The sequence below is a fragment of the Achromobacter sp. HNDS-1 genome (assembly GCF_040084795.1).
GTDB lineage: Bacteria > Pseudomonadota > Gammaproteobacteria > Burkholderiales > Burkholderiaceae_B > Achromobacter > Achromobacter ruhlandii.
The window spans coordinates 4,993,597-5,009,931 of record NZ_CP157584.1; the positions used below are offsets into that span (position 1 = coordinate 4,993,597).

General features: G+C 67.3%; 17 protein-coding genes. 8 read left to right on the forward strand and 9 right to left on the reverse strand.

Translation table 11 applies throughout. The features are described from left to right. Nucleotides 1-66: 66 nt before the first annotated feature. From ABFG95_RS23055 to ABFG95_RS23075, 5 genes are all read right to left on the reverse strand, one after another. Nucleotides 67-1,506, reverse strand: a complete 1,440-nt coding sequence (locus tag ABFG95_RS23055) for an NAD(P)(+) transhydrogenase (Re/Si-specific) subunit beta (RefSeq protein WP_054501340.1) — start codon at nucleotides 1,504-1,506, stop codon at nucleotides 67-69. Continuing rightward, a complete protein-coding gene (locus tag ABFG95_RS23060; protein ID WP_049072509.1) occupies nucleotides 1,503-1,820 on the reverse strand; it encodes an NAD(P) transhydrogenase subunit alpha in 318 nt (105 codons plus the stop codon). The genes ABFG95_RS23055 and ABFG95_RS23060 overlap by 4 nt, the downstream gene beginning before the upstream one ends. Before the next feature lie 4 nt (nucleotides 1,821-1,824). Then, nucleotides 1,825-2,943, reverse strand: a complete 1,119-nt coding sequence (locus tag ABFG95_RS23065; RefSeq protein ID WP_059269655.1) for a Re/Si-specific NAD(P)(+) transhydrogenase subunit alpha — start codon at nucleotides 2,941-2,943, stop codon at nucleotides 1,825-1,827. Between the two features lie 184 nt (nucleotides 2,944-3,127). Beyond that, nucleotides 3,128-4,003 carry an N-formylglutamate amidohydrolase gene (locus ABFG95_RS23070; protein ID WP_047992307.1) on the reverse strand — a complete coding sequence of 292 codons (876 nt, stop codon included), beginning with the start codon at nucleotides 4,001-4,003 and terminating at the stop codon, nucleotides 3,128-3,130. A 70-nt stretch (nucleotides 4,004-4,073) separates the two neighbouring features. Further along, nucleotides 4,074-5,063 (reverse strand): tripartite tricarboxylate transporter substrate binding protein BugE, encoded by a 990-nt coding sequence (locus tag ABFG95_RS23075; protein ID WP_049072511.1) that lies wholly within the window; start codon nucleotides 5,061-5,063, stop codon nucleotides 4,074-4,076. A 190-nt stretch (nucleotides 5,064-5,253) separates the two neighbouring features. Between ABFG95_RS23075 and gcvA the strand changes: the two genes are divergently transcribed. The 3 genes from gcvA (at nucleotide 5,254) to ABFG95_RS23090 (ending at nucleotide 8,248) form a co-directional block, all read left to right on the forward strand. Beyond that, nucleotides 5,254-6,174: a transcriptional regulator GcvA gene (gene gcvA / locus ABFG95_RS23080; protein WP_049072512.1), complete on the forward strand. Its 921-nt coding sequence runs from the start codon at nucleotides 5,254-5,256 to the stop codon at nucleotides 6,172-6,174. Between the two features lie 12 nt (nucleotides 6,175-6,186). Beyond that, nucleotides 6,187-7,305, forward strand: coding sequence for a tRNA 2-thiouridine(34) synthase MnmA (mnmA, locus tag ABFG95_RS23085; RefSeq protein ID WP_059269656.1), 1,119 nt, complete (start codon nucleotides 6,187-6,189; stop codon nucleotides 7,303-7,305). Nucleotides 7,306-7,429: 124 nt separating this feature from the next. Further along, nucleotides 7,430-8,248 (forward strand): sulfite exporter TauE/SafE family protein, encoded by an 819-nt coding sequence (locus ABFG95_RS23090; protein ID WP_049072514.1) that lies wholly within the window; start codon nucleotides 7,430-7,432, stop codon nucleotides 8,246-8,248. 62 nt (nucleotides 8,249-8,310) lie between these two features. On the opposite strand, the gene ABFG95_RS23095 is transcribed toward ABFG95_RS23090, so the two are convergent. Beyond that, entirely contained in the window at nucleotides 8,311-8,922 is a 612-nt protein-coding gene (locus ABFG95_RS23095; protein WP_049072515.1) for a glutathione S-transferase, read from the reverse strand. Between the two features lie 161 nt (nucleotides 8,923-9,083). Between ABFG95_RS23095 and purB the strand changes: the two genes are divergently transcribed. Together purB and ABFG95_RS23105 are read left to right on the forward strand one after the other, a co-directional pair. Continuing rightward, a complete protein-coding gene (gene purB, locus ABFG95_RS23100; protein WP_049072517.1) occupies nucleotides 9,084-10,460 on the forward strand; it encodes an adenylosuccinate lyase in 1,377 nt (458 codons plus the stop codon). 56 nt (nucleotides 10,461-10,516) lie between these two features. After that, nucleotides 10,517-10,975 (forward strand): cytochrome c, encoded by a 459-nt coding sequence (locus tag ABFG95_RS23105; RefSeq protein WP_006393799.1) that lies wholly within the window; start codon nucleotides 10,517-10,519, stop codon nucleotides 10,973-10,975. 128 nt (nucleotides 10,976-11,103) lie between these two features. On the opposite strand, the gene ABFG95_RS23110 is transcribed toward ABFG95_RS23105, so the two are convergent. The 3 genes from ABFG95_RS23110 to ABFG95_RS23120 form a co-directional block, all read right to left on the reverse strand. Next, on the reverse strand, nucleotides 11,104-11,796 hold the full coding sequence (locus ABFG95_RS23110) for a cytochrome b/b6 domain-containing protein (RefSeq protein WP_049072519.1): 693 nt from the start codon (nucleotides 11,794-11,796) through the stop codon (nucleotides 11,104-11,106). An 87-nt stretch (nucleotides 11,797-11,883) separates the two neighbouring features. Beyond that, nucleotides 11,884-12,165 carry a hypothetical protein gene (locus tag ABFG95_RS23115; protein ID WP_006393801.1) on the reverse strand — a complete coding sequence of 94 codons (282 nt, stop codon included), beginning with the start codon at nucleotides 12,163-12,165 and terminating at the stop codon, nucleotides 11,884-11,886. Between the two features lie 936 nt (nucleotides 12,166-13,101). Then, nucleotides 13,102-13,461, reverse strand: a complete 360-nt coding sequence (locus ABFG95_RS23120) for a hypothetical protein (protein ID WP_049072521.1) — start codon at nucleotides 13,459-13,461, stop codon at nucleotides 13,102-13,104. A gap of 162 nt (nucleotides 13,462-13,623) precedes the next feature. Between ABFG95_RS23120 and ABFG95_RS23125 the strand changes: the two genes are divergently transcribed. The 3 genes from ABFG95_RS23125 (at nucleotide 13,624) to ABFG95_RS23135 (ending at nucleotide 16,240) form a co-directional block, all read left to right on the forward strand. After that, nucleotides 13,624-14,136, forward strand: a complete 513-nt coding sequence (locus ABFG95_RS23125; protein WP_054417638.1) for a GNAT family N-acetyltransferase — start codon at nucleotides 13,624-13,626, stop codon at nucleotides 14,134-14,136. Nucleotides 14,137-14,294: 158 nt separating this feature from the next. Then, a complete protein-coding gene (locus ABFG95_RS23130) occupies nucleotides 14,295-14,999 on the forward strand; it encodes a DUF3053 family protein (protein ID WP_348994955.1) in 705 nt (234 codons plus the stop codon). Nucleotides 15,000-15,124: 125 nt separating this feature from the next. Beyond that, nucleotides 15,125-16,240 carry an AI-2E family transporter gene (locus ABFG95_RS23135; protein WP_063580442.1) on the forward strand — a complete coding sequence of 372 codons (1,116 nt, stop codon included), beginning with the start codon at nucleotides 15,125-15,127 and terminating at the stop codon, nucleotides 16,238-16,240. Nucleotides 16,241-16,335: the final 95 nt, after the last annotated feature.

A 16,335-nucleotide genomic window follows, 5' to 3' on the forward strand; every position in this document is an offset into this window, starting at 1 on the left:
GCGGTGCCGCGGCCTGGGCTGGGAGCGGCCTCGCGGATGCGCATGCGCACCGCCAGGCCACGCCTATCACTCCACCGCCTTGACCATGTCTTCCAGCACCTTCTTGGCGTCGCCGAAGACCATCATGGTGCGGTCCATGTAGAACAGTTCGTTGTCCAGGCCGGCGTAGCCGGAGGCCATCGAGCGCTTGTTCACGATCACGGTGCGGGCCTTGTAGGCTTCCAGGATCGGCATGCCGGCAATCGGCGACTTGGGATCGTTCTTGGCCGCCGGGTTGACCACGTCGTTGGCGCCCAGCACCAGCACCACGTCGGTCTGGCCGAACTCGCTGTTGATGTCTTCCATCTCGAAGACCTGGTCGTAAGGCACTTCCGCCTCGGCCAGCAGCACGTTCATATGGCCCGGCATGCGGCCGGCGACCGGGTGGATCGCGTACTTGACCGTCACGCCGCGCTCGGTGAGTTTTTCGGCCAGTTCCTTGAGCGCGTGCTGGGCGCGCGCCACCGCCAGGCCGTAGCCCGGCACGATGGTGACGCTTTCGGCGTTGGTCATCAGGAAGGCCGCGTCGTCGGGGCTGCCCGACTTGACGCTGCGCTGCTGACCGCCGCCCGCCGCCGCGGCCTCGCCCGCCTGGCCGCCGAAGCCGCCCAGAATGACGTTGAAGAACGAGCGGTTCATCGCCTTGCACATGATGTACGAGAGGATGGCACCGGACGAGCCCACCAGCGAGCCGGCGATGATCAGCATCGGGTTGTTCAGCGAGAAGCCGATGCCCGCCGCCGCCCAGCCCGAATAGCTGTTCAGCATCGACACCACCACCGGCATGTCGGCGCCGCCGATCGGGATGATGATCAGCACGCCCAGCACGAAGGCGATCAGCGTCATGATGATGAACGGCGTCCAGGCCTGCGTCAGCATGAACCACACGCCCATCGCCAGCATCAGCAGCGCCAGCGCCAGGTTCAGCATGTGCTGGCCGGCGAACACCACCGGCGCCCCCTGGAACAGCCGGAACTTGTACTTGCCCGACAGCTTGCCGAAGGCGATCACCGAGCCCGAGAAGGTGATGGCGCCGACGAAGGTGCCGATGAACAGCTCGAAGCGGTTGCCGGTGGGGATCAGCGTGCCGGCGGCAACGATGCCGAAGGCGTGCGGCTCGGCCACCACCGCGACCGCGATGGCGACCGCCGCCAGGCCGATCATGCTGTGCATGAAGGCGACCAGCTCGGGCATCTTGGTCATTTCGACGCGCTTGGCCATCAGGGTGCCGATGGAGCCGCCGACCAGCAGGCCCAGCAGCACCCAGCCCAGCCCGATGCCGGCGGTGCCGCTGCGCGCCAGGCCGACGATGAGCGCGCCGGTGGTCAGCACCGCGATCGCCATGCCGGCCATGCCGAAGGCATTGCCCAGGCGCGACGTTGTTGGATGCGACAGGCCCTTGAGCGCCTGGATGAAGCAGACCGAGGCAATCAGGTAAAGCAGCGTGACGAGGTTCAGCGAGATCATTTCGCGTCCTCCTTGGCCGGCTTCTTCTCTTTCTTCTTGAACATCTCCAGCATGCGCCGCGTGACCAGGAAGCCGCCGAACACGTTGACCGCGGCCAGCGCCACGGCGAACACGCCCATGCCGCGCGCCAGTCCACCTTCGGTCAGCGCCGCCGCCAGCATGGCGCCGACGATGATGATGGCCGAGATCGCGTTGGTCACCGCCATCAGCGGGGTGTGCAGCGCGGGGGTGACATTCCAGACCACGTGGTAGCCGACGTAGATGGCCAGCACGAAGATGATGAGATTCATCAGGGTAGGATTGATCGCTTCCATGCTGTTAGCTCCCGCGCGTCACATTGCCGCCTTCACACACCAGGCAGGCCGCCACGATTTCATCGTCGCGCTGGATCGCCAGCGCGCCGTCCGCATTGATGATGAGTTTCAGGAAGTCGAGGATGTTGCGGGCGTAGAGCGCCGACGCGTCCGTCGCGACCAGGCCGGGCAGGTTGGTCAGCCCCACCAGGGTCACGCCGTGCTTTTCGACCACCTTGCCTTTTTCGGACAGCGGGCAGTTGCCGCCGCGCTCGACCGCCAGGTCCACCAGCACCGAGCCGGGCTTCATGGCCGCGACGGTTTCGGCCGACACCAGCGTCGGCGCGGGCCGGCCCGGTATCAGGGCGGTGGTGATGACGATGTCGGCCTGCTTGCAGCGCTCCGACACCAGCGCCGCCTGGCGCGCCATCCAGGCCGGCGGCATGGGGCGGGCGTAACCGCCCACGCCCTGCGCGATCTCGCGTTCCTCGTCGGTTTCGAACGGCACGTCGATGAACTTGGCGCCGAGCGATTCGACCTGCTCGCGCGCGGCCGGCCGCACGTCGGAGGCCTCGACCACCGCGCCCAGGCGCTTGGCCGTGGCGATGGCCTGCAGGCCGGCGACGCCGGTGCCCAGCACCACCGCGCGCGCGGCCTTGAGGGTGCCGGCGGCGGTCATCATCATGGGGATCAGGCGGCCGTAGTGGTGGGCCGCCAGCAGCACGGCCTTGTAACCGGCCAGGTTGGCCTGCGACGACAGCACGTCCAGGCTCTGCGCGCGGGTGATGCGGGGCGCGGCTTCCAGCGCGAAGCCGGTCAGGCCGGCCGCGGCCATCTGCGCGAGGCCCTCGGCGTCGAAGGGATCGAGCATGCCGATGACCACGGCGCCGGCCTTCATCTGCGGCAGTTCGACCGCGGAGGGCGCGCGAACCTTCATGACCAGCTCCGCTCCCAGGGCCTCCTGGGCACTGCCGAGCGTGGCGCCGGCGGCCTCGTAGGCTTCATCCAGATAGCGCGCCGCGGTGCCCGCGCCACGCTCCACGACAACGGTGTGTTTGCCGCCCACGTACTTCTTGACGGTCTCCGGTGTTGCTGCGACACGGGTTTCCCCGTCTCGGGTTTCCCTTGGTATCCCGATGTGCATCGACGCCTCTCCTCAGAAGGTTCGCCGTAGTTATAACGGATATACGCCCAGGGGAGGAGTTTGCGCGCCGTCCAAAAGAAAAGCCCCATGGGGTTAACCATGGGGCTTTGGGGCTCGCGCCCCGGTCATACCGGCCAGACTGACAACGGGCTGCTGGCCGGCACTGGCGCGCAGGCGTCCGGCGTCAGGCCGTCTGCGCGCGAGTCCAGTCGATCAGCGCGGCGGTGAGGTCGCGCAGGTCGGCCTTGAGGCGGCCATAATTGGCCGACGGACGCAGGCTGACCTCGTCCATGTAGAGCTTGCGGTTGATCTCGATCTGCAGGCTGTGGCGGCCTTCTTCGGGGCGGCCGAAGGCGCGCACCAGTTCGACGCCCTTGTAGGGATCGTTCACGGTCACGTTGTAGCCGCGCTCGCGCAGCCAGGCCGCGATGAATTCGCGGAAGGCCGGGTCGCTGGTGCTGCCGTCGCGGTCGCCCAGCACGAAGTCGGGGTGGACCAGGCCGGGACGGTCGGTGGCGTAGGCGCCGGCGACGCTGGGCATGGAGTGGCAGTTGATGTGCCAGACCTTGCCAAACTTCTGGTGGGCGCTGTCGAGCACCTGGCCGAGGGCGGCGTGGTACGGCTTCCAGCAGGCCTCGATGCGGTGCGTCACTTCCTCGACGCTCAGCTTGCGGTCGTACAGCGGCGTGCCGTCATCCAGCATGCGCCAGATCAGGCCCTTGCCCAGCTTGACCTTGGGCGAGGCGTTGACCGCCCCGGGCCAGGCCTGGTCCAGCAGCAGTTCGTCGATTTCGTCGGGGGCGCGATTGGCGTCGATATAGGCGCGCGGAAAGCTCGCGGCGATCATGGGCACGCCCATGTCGATGGCGTCGCCCCACAGATCGTCAACCCAGGTGTCCTCGGCCGTGCGCAAGGCGCCAAAATCGACCGCGGGCGCGAAGTCGGGCGGGTAGGTGGTGCCGCTGTGCGGGGAGTCCAGCACCAGCGGGGCCGAGGGCGCCGAGTTCGGATATTGCTGCGGGAGGTCGAGCCGATAGGACAGGGGTTGGGTAATTCGCATATGGGGGTATTGCGTTCGTGAATCGGAGATCCCCGCGCGCCGCGCGGGCGCGGCGGGGATCGAAGATCGCTCAGTCGATCTTCACATTGGCTTCTTTGGCGATGCGCTTGTTCTTGGCGATTTCCGCCGAGATCTGCTTGGCAAACGCTTCCGGGCTGTTGGCGGCCGGTTCGGCGCCCAGCGCTTCCAGGCGCGACTTGACGTCGGCTTCGGCGCTGACCTTCTGCACGGCGGCGTTCAGCTTGGCCAGGATCGGGGCCGGCAGCTTGGCCGGGGCGACCAGGCCGAACCACGAGGCGTCGTTGACGGCGGGCAGGCCGACTTCAGCGAACGTGGGCACGTTCGGCAGGCTGGCCACGCGCTTGGGCGAGGCGACGGCCATGGCGATCAGGCGGCCGGACTGCACGTGCGGCAGGGTGGACGGCAGGTTGTCGTACATGACGTCGACCTGGCCGGCCAGCGCGTCGTTCAGCGCCGGGCCCACGCCACGGTAGGGCACGTGCATCAGGTCGGTGCCCGAGGCCATCTTGAACAGTTCGCCCATCATGTGCGAGACCGAGCCGTTGCCGGCCGAGGCGTACGTCAGCTTGCCCGGCTGGCTCTTGGCCAGCTTGATGAACTCGGCCATGTCCTTGGCCTGCACCTTCGGGTTGATGGTCATGATGTTCGGGACGGCGGCCAGGTTCGAGACCGGCGTGAAGTCCTTCTCGCCATCGAACGGCAGGTTCGGGTAGATGGCCGGGTTGATGCCGTGCGTGCTGACGGTGGCGATGCCCAGGGTGTAGCCGTCCGGCGCGCTGCTGGCGACGAAGGCGCTGCCGATCGAGCCGCCGGCGCCGCCGCGGTTTTCCACCACCACGGTCTGGTTCAGTTCCTTGCCGAGCTTGTCGGCGAACAGGCGGCCGACGATGTCGGTGGTGCCTCCGGGCGGGAACGGCACGATCAGGCGGATCGGCTTGCTCGGGTAGGCGTCCTCGGCATGGGCGATGCCCGAGGTCAGCGGCGTGGCCAGGGTCGCGGCGGCGACACACAGGCCCAGGACTACATTACGGCGTTGCATGAATTCCCCTATGAATTGGAACGCGGATGCGCAAAAGGCAGACGCAAACAGGAAGATTCTTTCTTGCAAGGCCAGTTTGCACAAACGAAACTTTCTCCTTAAGCTATGACTTTTTTTCATGCCTCTCTTTCGGCGGAGTTTCTTTTTGTAACTTCGCCGTCCGGCGCTGCCGGTATCGAGGCGCTATTCCATGAGACGGTTCTGTCCTTCGCTCACCGACCTGCAGGCCTTTGAAGTGGCTGCCAGGCATAGCAGCTTCACCCGCGCCGCCCAGGAACTGTGCGTCACGCAGGGCGCCGTAAGTAAGCAAGTGAAACATCTGGAGGAGTTCGTCGGCGTCGAACTATTCCTGCGCATCAGGCAAGGACTGGTGCTGACCGAGGCCGGCCGCAGCTACCTGACCAAGGTGCAGGCAGGCCTGGGCCAGATCGAGGCGGCCACCGTCGAGCTGATCGCACACCAGGGGCAGGGCGGCACGCTCAACCTGACCTGTATGCCGACCTTCGGCGCCCGTTGGTTGATCCCGCGCCTGACGGCCTTCATGCGGTTGCGCCCGGACATCCACGTCGAATTCCTGCCGCACCGGCAAGGTTACGATTTCTCCTCGCCCGAACTGGACGCCGCGGTCCGCTTCGGCGAGGGCATCTGGCCGGGCAGCGGCGCCGACTACATCGTCGGCCGCGAGATCCTGCCGGTCTGCAGCCCGCGCCTGATTCCGGGCGGCTGTAGCACGCCGGCGGACCTGCTGGCCTACCCCCTGCTGCATCACACCTCGGCCCTGGAGGGCTGGCGCGACTGGTTCGAACAGGCCGGCTGCGACACCCGGCGTAGCCTGGAAGGGGCGCGCTTCGATCAGTACGCGCTGTTGTCGCAGGCGGCCGCCGCCGGTTTCGGCGTGGCGCTGATCCCGCGTTGCCTGATCGAAGACGAGCTGCGCGACGGCAAGCTGGCGGTGGCGATCCAGCTGCCGATCCGCGCGCGCATGGGCTACTACCTGTGCTACCCCGACCAGAAGGCCAACCTGCCGACGCTGCAAGCGTTCCGGACCTGGCTGATGGAGGTCTCGCGGGCGGCCGAGCCGCAGCCGCAGGACGCGGCCAGCCCACAGTAAAATGGCACCATCATGAGTCAAACATCCACCAAGAAAGGCCGCGTTGTCGTCGGCATGTCCGGCGGGGTCGATTCTTCGGTCACCGCCTGGCTGCTCAAGCAGCAAGGCTACGAGGTCGTCGGCCTGTTCATGAAGAACTGGGAAGACGACGACGATTCCGAATACTGCTCCACCCGCCAGGACCTGCTGGACGCGGCCAGCGTGGCCGATCGAGTGGGCGTGGAATTCGAGTACGTCAATTTCGCCGCCGAATACAAGGACCGCGTGTTCGCCGAATTCCTGCGCGAATACTCGGCCGGCCGCACGCCCAACCCGGACGTGCTGTGCAATGCCGAGATCAAGTTCAAGGCCTTCCTCGACCACGCCATGGCGCTGGGCGCCGAACACATCGCCACCGGCCATTACGCCCGCGTGCGCGAAGTGGCGGCCGAGGGCGGCGGATCGCGCTTCGAGTTGCTCAAGGCGCTGGACGGGTCCAAGGACCAGAGCTATTTCCTGCACCGCCTGAACCAGGCGCAACTGTCGCGCACCCTGTTCCCGCTGGGCGAGATCCACAAGACCGAAGTGCGCCGCATCGCGCACGAGATCGGCCTGCACAACGCGGCCAAGAAGGACTCCACCGGCATCTGCTTCATCGGCGAGCGGCCGTTCCGCGAGTTCCTCAACCGCTACCTGCCGACCGAGCCGGGCCCCATCCTGACGCCCGAGGGGCAGAAGGTCGGACGCCACGAGGGCCTGTCGTTCTACACGCTGGGCCAGCGCAAGGGCCTGGGCGTGGGCGGCGTGAAGGGCCGCCAGCGCGAGGACGGCACCGCCGAGGCCTGGTACGTGGCGCGCAAGGATCTGGAGCGCAACGTGCTCTACGTGGTGCAGGGGCATGACCATCCCTGGCTGCTGTCCGGCTCGCTGCGGGCGCAGGACGTCAGCTGGGTCGCCGGACACGCGCCCGCCGCGGGGGAATACGGCGCCAAGACGCGCTACCGCCAGGCCGACGCCGCCTGCCGCCTGGAAGACGCGACCAGCGCGGGCTTCACGCTCGACTTCAGCGAGCCGCAATGGGCGGTCACGCCCGGGCAATCGGCGGTGCTTTACGATGGCGATATCTGCCTGGGCGGCGGCATCATCGTCTAGGCGCGCCGGCCCGCGACAGGCCGTCGCAATACCGATAGCAGTTCCAGCCAGGCCCCGCGGGCGTCGCGTTCGCGGGGCCTGGCTCATGAAAAACGGCGCACGCCGACAACGAGAGGAGAGGGATGTGGATGTAACGATGGTGATTTGCCTGCTGGCGCTGGGCGCGGTGGCGGGGTTCGCGGCGGGCTTGCTGGGCATTGGCGGCGGCATGCTGCTGGTGCCGTTCCTGACGATGCTGTTCGCCTGGAAGGGCATGCCGGCCGACCTGGTGGTGCATGCCGCCATCGCCACTTCGATGACCTCGATCCTGTTCACCTCGATCTCCAGCGTGCGCGCGCACCAGCAGAAGGGCACCATCAAGTGGCCGATCGTCTGGGCCATGGCGCCGGGCATCATCCTGGGCGGCCTGCTGTCGGGCGGCGCGGTGTTCGCGGCGCTCAGCACCCTGTGGCTGTCGCTGTTCTTCGCGCTGTTCGTGGGCTATTCCGGCTGGAACATGCTGCGCAACAAGAAGCCCAAGCCCAGCCGCCAGATGCCGGGCGTGGTCGGCACCAGCGCGGCCGGCGCCGGCATCGGCTTCCTGTCGGGGCTGGTGGGGGCGGGCGGCGGCTTCCTGTCGGTGCCGTTCATGGTCTGGTGCAACGTGGCGCTGCACAACGCGGTCTCGACCTCGGCGGCGCTGGGCTTTCCCATCGCGCTGGCCAACAGCATCGGCTACGTGGTGTCGGGCTTGAACGAGGGCGCGACCCGACCCGGCATGCTGGGTTACATCTACTGGCCGGCGCTGCTGGTGTTGGTGTGCGTGAGCGTGCTGACCGCGCCGCTGGGCGCGCGCATGGCGCACCGCCTGCCGGTGCAGACCCTGAAGCGGGTGTTCGCCTGCCTGCTGTTCGCGCTGGCGGCCTACATGCTGTTCAAGGCCGGCCAGGCGTTCCGGGCCTGAGCCGGACGTGAAACCGGCCGCGCGAGGCGGCCGGAGCGGTGCGGATGGGCGTCGGGGGCGCGTCAGGCCGTCTTGGGGATGGTGTCGACGAACGACTGGCGTTGCGACAGCTTGTCGTACAGGCGCGCCAGGTTTGGATGGTTGGCGCGCCAGTCCAGTTCGGCGAAGCGCAGGTCCAGGTAGCCCAGGCCACAGCCCACGGCGATGTCGGCCAGACTGTAGTTGATGCCCATGCAGTGGGCGTTGTCGCCCAGGCTCTTGTCCATGGCGTCCAGGCTGGCGTGGATCTTGCCGTATTGGCGTTCGATCCATTCGGGGCTGCGTTGCGCCTCGGGGCGCTGCTTTTCCTTGACGATGGTGACGCACGCATCCAGCAGGCCATCGGCGATGGCTTCCCAGCATTTGACGGCCGCGCGATCGCGGCCCGGCTGCGGAATCAGGCGGGCGACGGGCGACAAGGTGTCCAGGTACTCGACGATGACGCGCGAATCGAACAGGGCGCCGCCATCTTCCATGACCAGGCAGGGCACCTTGCCCAGCGGGTTGTACGTTTGGATCTGCGTGTCGGCGGACCAGACGTTTTCGAGTTCAAGCCGATAATCCAGCTTTTTCTCGGCCATGACGATACGCACCTTGCGCACGTATGGACTGGTAAGCGAGCCGATCAGTTTCATGGATTCACAAGCGGAGTCGGAAAGCGGCCGAAGTATAGCAGGCCGTATAACGGCCAAACCGTCCGCGGGACGGAATCCCGTCCAGTTTGCCACAATGTTGCGCGGCCCTGAATGATAAAATCGCCGGGTTTTCCCATCCGCCGCTTTTTCTTTCCCAGACCATGCAAATCGCCGACCAGCTTAGCCAACTTAACGCCCTTTCGCCACTGGATGGCCGATACGCCTCCCGCGGCGACGCGCTGCGCGGGCTGCTTTCGGAGGCCGGCTTCATGGCCCACCGCGTCGAAGTCGAGGTGGCCTGGCTGGTGGCCCTGTCCGATGCCGGCCTGCCGGAACTGCCCGCTTTCTCCCAGGAAGCCCGCGCCCGCCTGCAACAACTGGTGCGCGACTTCTCCGAGGCCGACGCCGCCCGCATCAAGGACATCGAGCGCGTCACCAACCACGACGTCAAGGCGGTCGAGTACTGGCTCAAGGAAAAGGTCGCCGACCACGCCGAACTGGCGGCCGCGGCCGAATTCATCCACTTCGCCTGCACCTCCGAGGACATCAACAACACCTCGCACGCGCTGATGCTGTCGCGCGCTCGCAGCGAAGTGGTGCTGCCGCGCCTGCGTGAAATCGCCGCCAAGCTCAATGACATGGCCGTGGCCCAGGCCGACCAGCCGATGCTGTCGCGCACCCATGGCCAGCCGGCCAGCCCGACCACGCTGGGCAAGGAATTCGCCAACGTCGCGGCGCGCCTGAACCGCGCCATCGCCGCGGTCGAAGCGGTCGAGCCGCTGGCCAAGCTCAACGGCGCCACCGGCAACTACAACGCCCACCTGTCGGCCTACCCGGAAATCGACTGGCCCGCCTTCAGCCAGCGTGTGCTCGCCGGCCTGGGCCTGACCCAGAACCGCCACACCATCCAGATCGAACCGCACGACTGGATGTCGGCGCTGTTCGACGCCATCGTGCGCGCCAACATCATCGTGCTCGACCTGGACCGCGACATCTGGGGCTACGTGGCCCTGGGCTACTTCAAGCAGCGCCTGAAGGAAGGCGAGGTTGGTTCGTCGACCATGCCGCACAAGGTCAACCCGATCGACTTCGAAAACTCCGAAGGCAACCTGGGCCTGGCCAACGCCGTGCTGCGCCACCTGTCCGACAAGCTGCCGATCTCCCGTTGGCAGCGCGACCTGACCGACTCCACCGTGCTGCGCAACCTGGGCGTGGGCCTGGGCTACTGCCTGGTGGCGTGGGATGCCTGCATGCGCGGCCTGGGCAAGCTGGAAGTCAACGCCGCCGCGATCGACGCCGACATCGACGCCTGCTGGGAAGTGCTGGCCGAGCCGGTGCAAACCGTCATGCGTCGCTATGGCCTGCCGCAGCCGTACGAACAGCTCAAGGCCTTGACGCGCGGCAAGGGCATCACCGAGGAAGCCCTGCGAGAATTCATCCAGGGCCTGGCCCTGCCGGACGAACCCAAGGCGCGCCTCCTGGCGATGACCCCGCGTTCGTATATCGGCCTGGCCGCGGACCTGGCCCGGGCGGTATAGTCGCCTTGCCGCGCGCGGCGCGCGCGGCATTCTTGTTGTACTTACGGGAGATTGCAATGAAGAAGTTGTCCACGCTCGCCGCGCTGGCCTGTATGACCGTCGGGTCGCTGCTGGCGACCTCGGCCCAGGCGCAGTTCGCCAAGCCCGAAGACGCCGTCAAGTACCGCCAGTCGGCGCTGACGCTGATGGCATCGCACTTCGGCCGCATGACGCCGGTGATCAAGGGCCAGGCGCCCTACGACGCGGCCCAGATCAAGGCCAACGTCGAAGTGCTCAAGACCCTGTCGGCGCTGCCGTGGACGGCTTTCGGCGCGGGCACGGAAGGCGGCGATGCCCGTCCGGAAATCTGGAGCGACGCGGCCGGCTTCAAGCAGAAGCAGCAGGCGTTCCAGGACAACATCGTCAAGCTGTCGGCCGCCGCCGACGCCGGCGACCTCGACAAGCTGCGCGCCGCCTTCGGCGACGTGGGCGCCAGCTGCAAGGCCTGTCACGACGCCTACCGCAAGAAGAAGTAAGCCGGCCGCGCCCGCCGTGGCGCATCCGCCGCATGCGAAAAGCCCCTCGAACGAGGGGCTTTTCTTTTGGCGCGCGGTTTGGTTGTCGCGCCCTGCGGGTTGGCTCGCGCGATGCGCGAGCCGGACAGCTACGAGAACGACATGTCCGCGGCGATCTCCAGCGAGCGGATCCACAGCACCAGGCCGGTGACACAGGCGCCCAGGATCAGGGCGCGCAGCCAGATTGTGAACCCGTCCTGGGTCGGGGGTGTGCCGGCCGGGACGTCTTTCGGGTCGACATTGCCGGTGATGATGGCGCGCACCAGTCGCTTGCGGCGCACCAGCGCGTACCAGGCCACGGCCAGCAAGTGCAGGGCGACCAGGCCGATGATGACCCATTCATTGAGCTTGTGCCACGAGGTCAACAGGCTGGCGGTGGATTCGCTGACGTGGCCGAACAGCGGACCCTGGGTCATGATGTCGTCGGTGGTGAACAGGCCGCTCACGGCCTGGAATCCGACCACCAGCAGCAGTGCCAGCACCGATAGCGCGCCCAGCGGATTGTGGCCGGCGGGCGCGGCCGCGCCCTTGAGGTACCTGGCCACCGCGCGCGGGCCGCGCACGAACTGCGCGAAGCGCGCATAGCGCGGGCCGACAAACCCCCACAACAGGCGGAAGATGATCAGGCCCAGCGCAACGCAGCCGAAGCGCACGTGCCAGTCCATGTACAGGCCGCCCAGTTTGACGCTGACGAAGGCGCCGACGATACAGACGACGAGGGCCCAGTGGAAGAGGCGGGTGGGAAGGTCCCAGATGCGGATGGCGAGCCGGTTGTTTTGCATGATGGTCGGGCGATGACTGCGGTGCCTGGAACTTTATCACGCACGAATGAAGCCGCCGCGGCACGGCCGCGGCGGGTTTGCGCTGGCTCAGCGAGCGGCGCGACGCACCGGTTCGATGCGGTGCACGTGCTCGTGACGGAAGCGGATGCGCTGGCCGGGCGCCTTTTGCGCGGCCGCTCCGCACGGCACGACTTCGGTGGTGTACGTGGTCGTGCCGTCGATCGGCGCGTTGAAGATCACGGCGGCACGGATGGCCGGGCCGTGGGCCGGTTGCAGGTAAACGATGTCGCCGATGTGGATCGGCATGTTGTCCAGCTTGGTATGGGCCGGGCGTCGGATCAGGTCCGAGGTGGTGAAACGAGTATTCATGTTGTGTTCTCTTTCAAGTTCTTGTTATAGGAATGGCCGCGTCGTGCATGCCGCGAGAAAGGGGCGAGGGCGCTGTCGCGCGCCGCGTCCCGTCCGCGCGCCGGGTCATGCATGACACTAACGCGTTTTCGCCGCCGGTCCTTTGCGCATTCTCATGGTTTGCGGGCGCGCCGGACTGGCTGCGGGGTGCGATGGCGGGCCGGGCCCGGAATCGCTGCCAGGGTGGTCGGCCATCAGCGATGGGCGGCGAACCTGGCGGGCGGCGGCGTGGCAACGCCACCGCGGGTCGATTGCAGCGGATCAACGCTGCGCTGGATACGTTCCGAACAGGCCGGACTCGGCGGCGTGGTCGGGGCGAATGTGTCGGGTTCGATCAGGGACGTCGTGGGATCAACGGGCCTGGCGAGCCGGCAACGGGTATGTGTCAGCGAAGGTGCGGGGCCTGTCTACAGGTCTAGTCCGATCGGTCGCTTTCGGCGGGTCGTGCGACAGGCCTTGCATTCAGCAGGCTGTCTTTCATATAGCGGGCCGGTTTTGATGGACTGTTGTTGGCAGACCACCTTCACAGGCCTTCTTCGGCAACTTCTTTCTGGCGGCTTCTTCAGCAGTCTCATTCGACATGCTGCTTCAGACATGCCGCTTCATCGGCCGGCGCCCGCTCTGCGTTCTTAGGGTTGTGTGTCGCAGAAGAGGCAAAAAGCCTGGCCGATAAAAAGGGGGGAAAAGACTACGGGCCGAAGGGCTATGACTGGAAAATACGCTGAGCTTTTATTGGCTCAACAAACGATTATATAACTAACACCATGATTCTGCAAGGGTCTGCTTGGCCCACGTATAGCCAGGCCAGGGGTCAGTGCCGGCCCCGCGGCTGCCGGACGCGAACCTGCCGCGCGAAAGCCCGCCGGCGGGCCCTTCTGGCGGCGTCGGATGATCGGCTCAATGCGTGGCTGGGCGGGCCTGGCGCTGCGCCTCGATGATCAGCGCTTCCAGGCGTGGCGACATGCGCAGGGCGACCTGGGCGGCGGTGGAGCCGTCGGGGCGGGTGTCGGTCTCCAGTGCCAGTTCGATGCGTTCGCCGTCGAAGGCTTGCGGGGCGGCCTGGATCTCGACATAGCGTTGCAGTAGCGCGTCCACCGCCTTCTGCGCGTCGGCCAGGGCTTCCTCGCCCAGATGGCCCGGGCGCAGGTACTGGTTGGCCACGCGCGCCAGGTCGTTCATGAAAAACAGCAGGGCGGCGGCGCCGCGGCAATCGGGATGGGCAAAGCCCCAGGTGTCGGGGGAAGCGTCTTGGGTCATTCAGGCGGGAGGGTAAAGGGTGGATAAAGCCGGTGAGGGCCGCCAAGCCTACATTCTAGGGGGTGCCGGCCCGGCATGGGGCGGCATCCCTGGGAATCTGGCCTGTGGGCGGGCCGGAGCCGCCTCCCGGGAGCCGCGCACTTGGGGCATACTTGGCGCCCCATGATCAGACACGCACGCTCCGCCGACCTGGCGCTCCTGCCCGACATCGAACGCTCCGCCGCTGGACGCTTCCTGGGAACCGCGATGGCCTGGGCCGCGGCCGGCGACCCCTTGCCGCCGGTCGAACTGGCGCGGGCCGCCGCCGCGGGCCTGCTGTGGGTGGCGCCGGGCGATGACGAGCAGCCGGCGGGATTCGCGCTGGCGCGGCCGATGGATGACGACCTCTATCTGGTGGAAATGTCGGTGGCCCTGCCGATGCAGGGGCGGGGCCTGGGGCGCGACCTGCTGCGCGCGGTGATCGAGCATGCGCGCGCCGCGCGGGTCTATCGCGGCGTGACGCTGACCACGGATCGCGAGCTGTCCTGGAATGGGCCGTTCTACCAGCGCCACGGCTTTGCCGAAGTGCCCGTGGCGCTACTGTCGCCCGCCTTGCGCGCCCGCCTGCGGGCCGAAGCCGACGCCGGCTTCGATCCGGCGCGCCGCTGCGCAATGCGCCTGGCGCTGCGGGAGTGAGCGGCCGCCCCCGCGGCTCCCTGTGTCATATCGATTCGATGGCAACAAAATCCGCCCGCTGGCGGCGCCAGTCGGGCGCTTCGGGATAATCTGCCGGAAGGACGCCGGCCGTCGGTCGGGTCCCCGGAATACAACGCTTTACGCAAGGGGGGAAGGGCATGGCATTGCTGCGCATCTGCCTGGCCGGGCTGGCGGCGGCTTCAGTGCTCGCGCTGGCGGCGTGCGGCAACCGCGAACCGCAGGAGCGGGCGGCGTTCATCAGCCTGTTGCAAAGCCGGCTTGCGGCCGGAACGCTGGTGCCGATCGGCGCTCTCGATGCGGCCGAGAGGAAGGCGGTGGGCCGCTATGACGATGCCTACGACGTGATCGTCGATTTCCAGGCCGCCTTGTCCAAGGCGGCGCAGCCGCTGCGGCCGATCTTGGCGGCGGAACGCATCCAGTCCGTCGATGACATCGTGCGGCGGCGCGAGGCGCTGCAGGCCGCGCGCAAGACCCTGGCCGAAAGCGCTGGCGCGGTGCAGGATGCCAAGGCCCGCGCGGACAAGGCGCGGGGCGGACTGGATCTGGCGCCGGACCTGGCGCCCGTCTATGACGGCGTGTATGACGAGGCGGTTACGGCGCCCGCGGCCGAATTCCTGGGCGCGGCGGCCGGTATGGACACGGTAGCCCGCGATGCGTTGGGCGTTGCGGACTTCGTCGCCGCCAATGCGGCCGGGATCACGCTCGAGGACGGGCAGGCCAAAGTCGCCACGCCCTCGTTGCAGGAGGCGCTCAATCTGCGGTTGCAGGGGCTGAATGCGCAATCGCAGGCGCTGGAACAGGCGCGCGCCGTGGTGTCGCGCGCGGCGGCCGGCGAGCATTGATCGACACGCTGGCGGCGGCCTGCCGCAGGGGCGGGCGGCGGGGCGTAGGCAATCGAGGGAAGCGGGGCGGAGCGCCGCTTTGTACAATGCGGGTCTCGCGGCGCATGCCGCGCCTTGGACGGAACATGAGCCAATCTTCCAGCTTGCACTATCGGACCTTCCTGCTCCTCCTGGTGGTTGTTTCCATCGCATTCGGCTGGCTGCTGTGGCCGTTCTATGGCGCCGTGTTCTGGGGCGCCATCCTGGCCATCCTGTTCGCGCCGTTGCAGCGGCGCCTGGTGCCGCGCATCGGCGGGCGACGCAACCTGGCGGCGCTGATCACGTTGGCGCTGGTGCTGCTGCTGGTGATCCTGCCGCTGGTGGTGATCAGCGGTTCGCTGGTGAGCGAGGGCGCGAACCTCTATCAGAGCATCAAGTCCGGGCAGATCAACTTCGGCGCGTATTTCCAGCAGGCGATGGAGGCGCTGCCGCCATCGGTGCATGACCTGCTGGCGCGTTTCGACCTGGCCGACATTCCCAGCCTGCAGGAAAAACTCAGCGCCGGGGCCATGCAGGCCAGCCAGTTCCTGGCCACGCAGGCGCTGAGCATCGGGCAGGACACGTTCCAGTTCGTGATCAGCTTCGGCATCATGTTGTACCTGCTGTTCTTCCTGCTGCGCGATGGCCCCCAGCTGGGCCAGCGCATCAAGCGCGCCATGCCGCTGAGCGACGCGCACAAGCACCATCTGTTCCGCAAGTTCACGACGGTGGTGCGCGCCACGGTCAAGGGCAACATCGCCGTGGCGGCATCGCAGGGCGCCCTGGGGGGCATCATCTTCTCCATCCTGGGTATCCAGGGGGCGCTGCTGTGGGGCGTCATCATGGGCTTCCTGTCGCTGTTGCCGGCGGTGGGCGCGGGGCTGATCTGGGCGCCCGTGGCGATCTATTTCCTGCTGACCGGCGCCACGATCAAGGGGGTGGTGCTGATCGCCTTTGGCGTGCTGGTGATCGGTATGGTCGACAACGTCCTGCGTCCGATCCTGGTGGGGAAAGACACCAAGATGCCCGACTACGTGGTGCTGATCTCGACCCTGGGCGGCATGGCCTTGTTCGGCCTGAACGGCTTTGTGATCGGCCCGTTGATCGCGGCGCTGTTCATGGCCAGCTGGGATCTGTTCTCGCCCCCCGAGGAAGCCGCCGCCGCGCCGGCCGCCACGCCGGCGCCGCCGCCAGCCGAGACCTCGTCCTCCCAGGCCGACTGACGGGCGCGACGGGGCGGGCCGGCGGGCGGCGCCTGTCCGCGGTCAAGACGGCGTCAGGGCGGAGCGTGTAAGGTGTGGTGTGGGTGTGCCGGCTC

Coding starts and splice junctions, on each gene's coding strand:
- ABFG95_RS23130 (WP_348994955.1), top strand. CDS start 14,295: ATGGCATTGCTGCGCATCTGCCTGGCCGGGCTGGCGGCGGCTTCAGTG.
- ABFG95_RS23125 (WP_054417638.1), top strand. CDS start 13,624: ATGATCAGACACGCACGCTCCGCCGACCTGGCGCTCCTGCCCGACATC.
- mnmA (WP_059269656.1), top strand. CDS start 6,187: ATGAGTCAAACATCCACCAAGAAAGGCCGCGTTGTCGTCGGCATGTCC.
- ABFG95_RS23060 (WP_049072509.1), bottom strand. CDS start 1,820: ATGGAAGCGATCAATCCTACCCTGATGAATCTCATCATCTTCGTGCTG.
- ABFG95_RS23055 (WP_054501340.1), bottom strand. CDS start 1,506: ATGATCTCGCTGAACCTCGTCACGCTGCTTTACCTGATTGCCTCGGTC.
- ABFG95_RS23070 (WP_047992307.1), bottom strand. CDS start 4,003: ATGCGAATTACCCAACCCCTGTCCTATCGGCTCGACCTCCCGCAGCAA.
- ABFG95_RS23120 (WP_049072521.1), bottom strand. CDS start 13,461: ATGACCCAAGACGCTTCCCCCGACACCTGGGGCTTTGCCCATCCCGAT.
- ABFG95_RS23105 (WP_006393799.1), top strand. CDS start 10,517: ATGAAGAAGTTGTCCACGCTCGCCGCGCTGGCCTGTATGACCGTCGGG.
- ABFG95_RS23110 (WP_049072519.1), bottom strand. CDS start 11,796: ATGCAAAACAACCGGCTCGCCATCCGCATCTGGGACCTTCCCACCCGC.
- ABFG95_RS23135 (WP_063580442.1), top strand. CDS start 15,125: ATGAGCCAATCTTCCAGCTTGCACTATCGGACCTTCCTGCTCCTCCTG.
- purB (WP_049072517.1), top strand. CDS start 9,084: ATGCAAATCGCCGACCAGCTTAGCCAACTTAACGCCCTTTCGCCACTG.
- ABFG95_RS23075 (WP_049072511.1), bottom strand. CDS start 5,063: ATGCAACGCCGTAATGTAGTCCTGGGCCTGTGTGTCGCCGCCGCGACC.
- ABFG95_RS23065 (WP_059269655.1), bottom strand. CDS start 2,943: ATGCACATCGGGATACCAAGGGAAACCCGAGACGGGGAAACCCGTGTC.
- gcvA (WP_049072512.1), top strand. CDS start 5,254: ATGAGACGGTTCTGTCCTTCGCTCACCGACCTGCAGGCCTTTGAAGTG.
- ABFG95_RS23095 (WP_049072515.1), bottom strand. CDS start 8,922: ATGAAACTGATCGGCTCGCTTACCAGTCCATACGTGCGCAAGGTGCGT.
- ABFG95_RS23115 (WP_006393801.1), bottom strand. CDS start 12,165: ATGAATACTCGTTTCACCACCTCGGACCTGATCCGACGCCCGGCCCAT.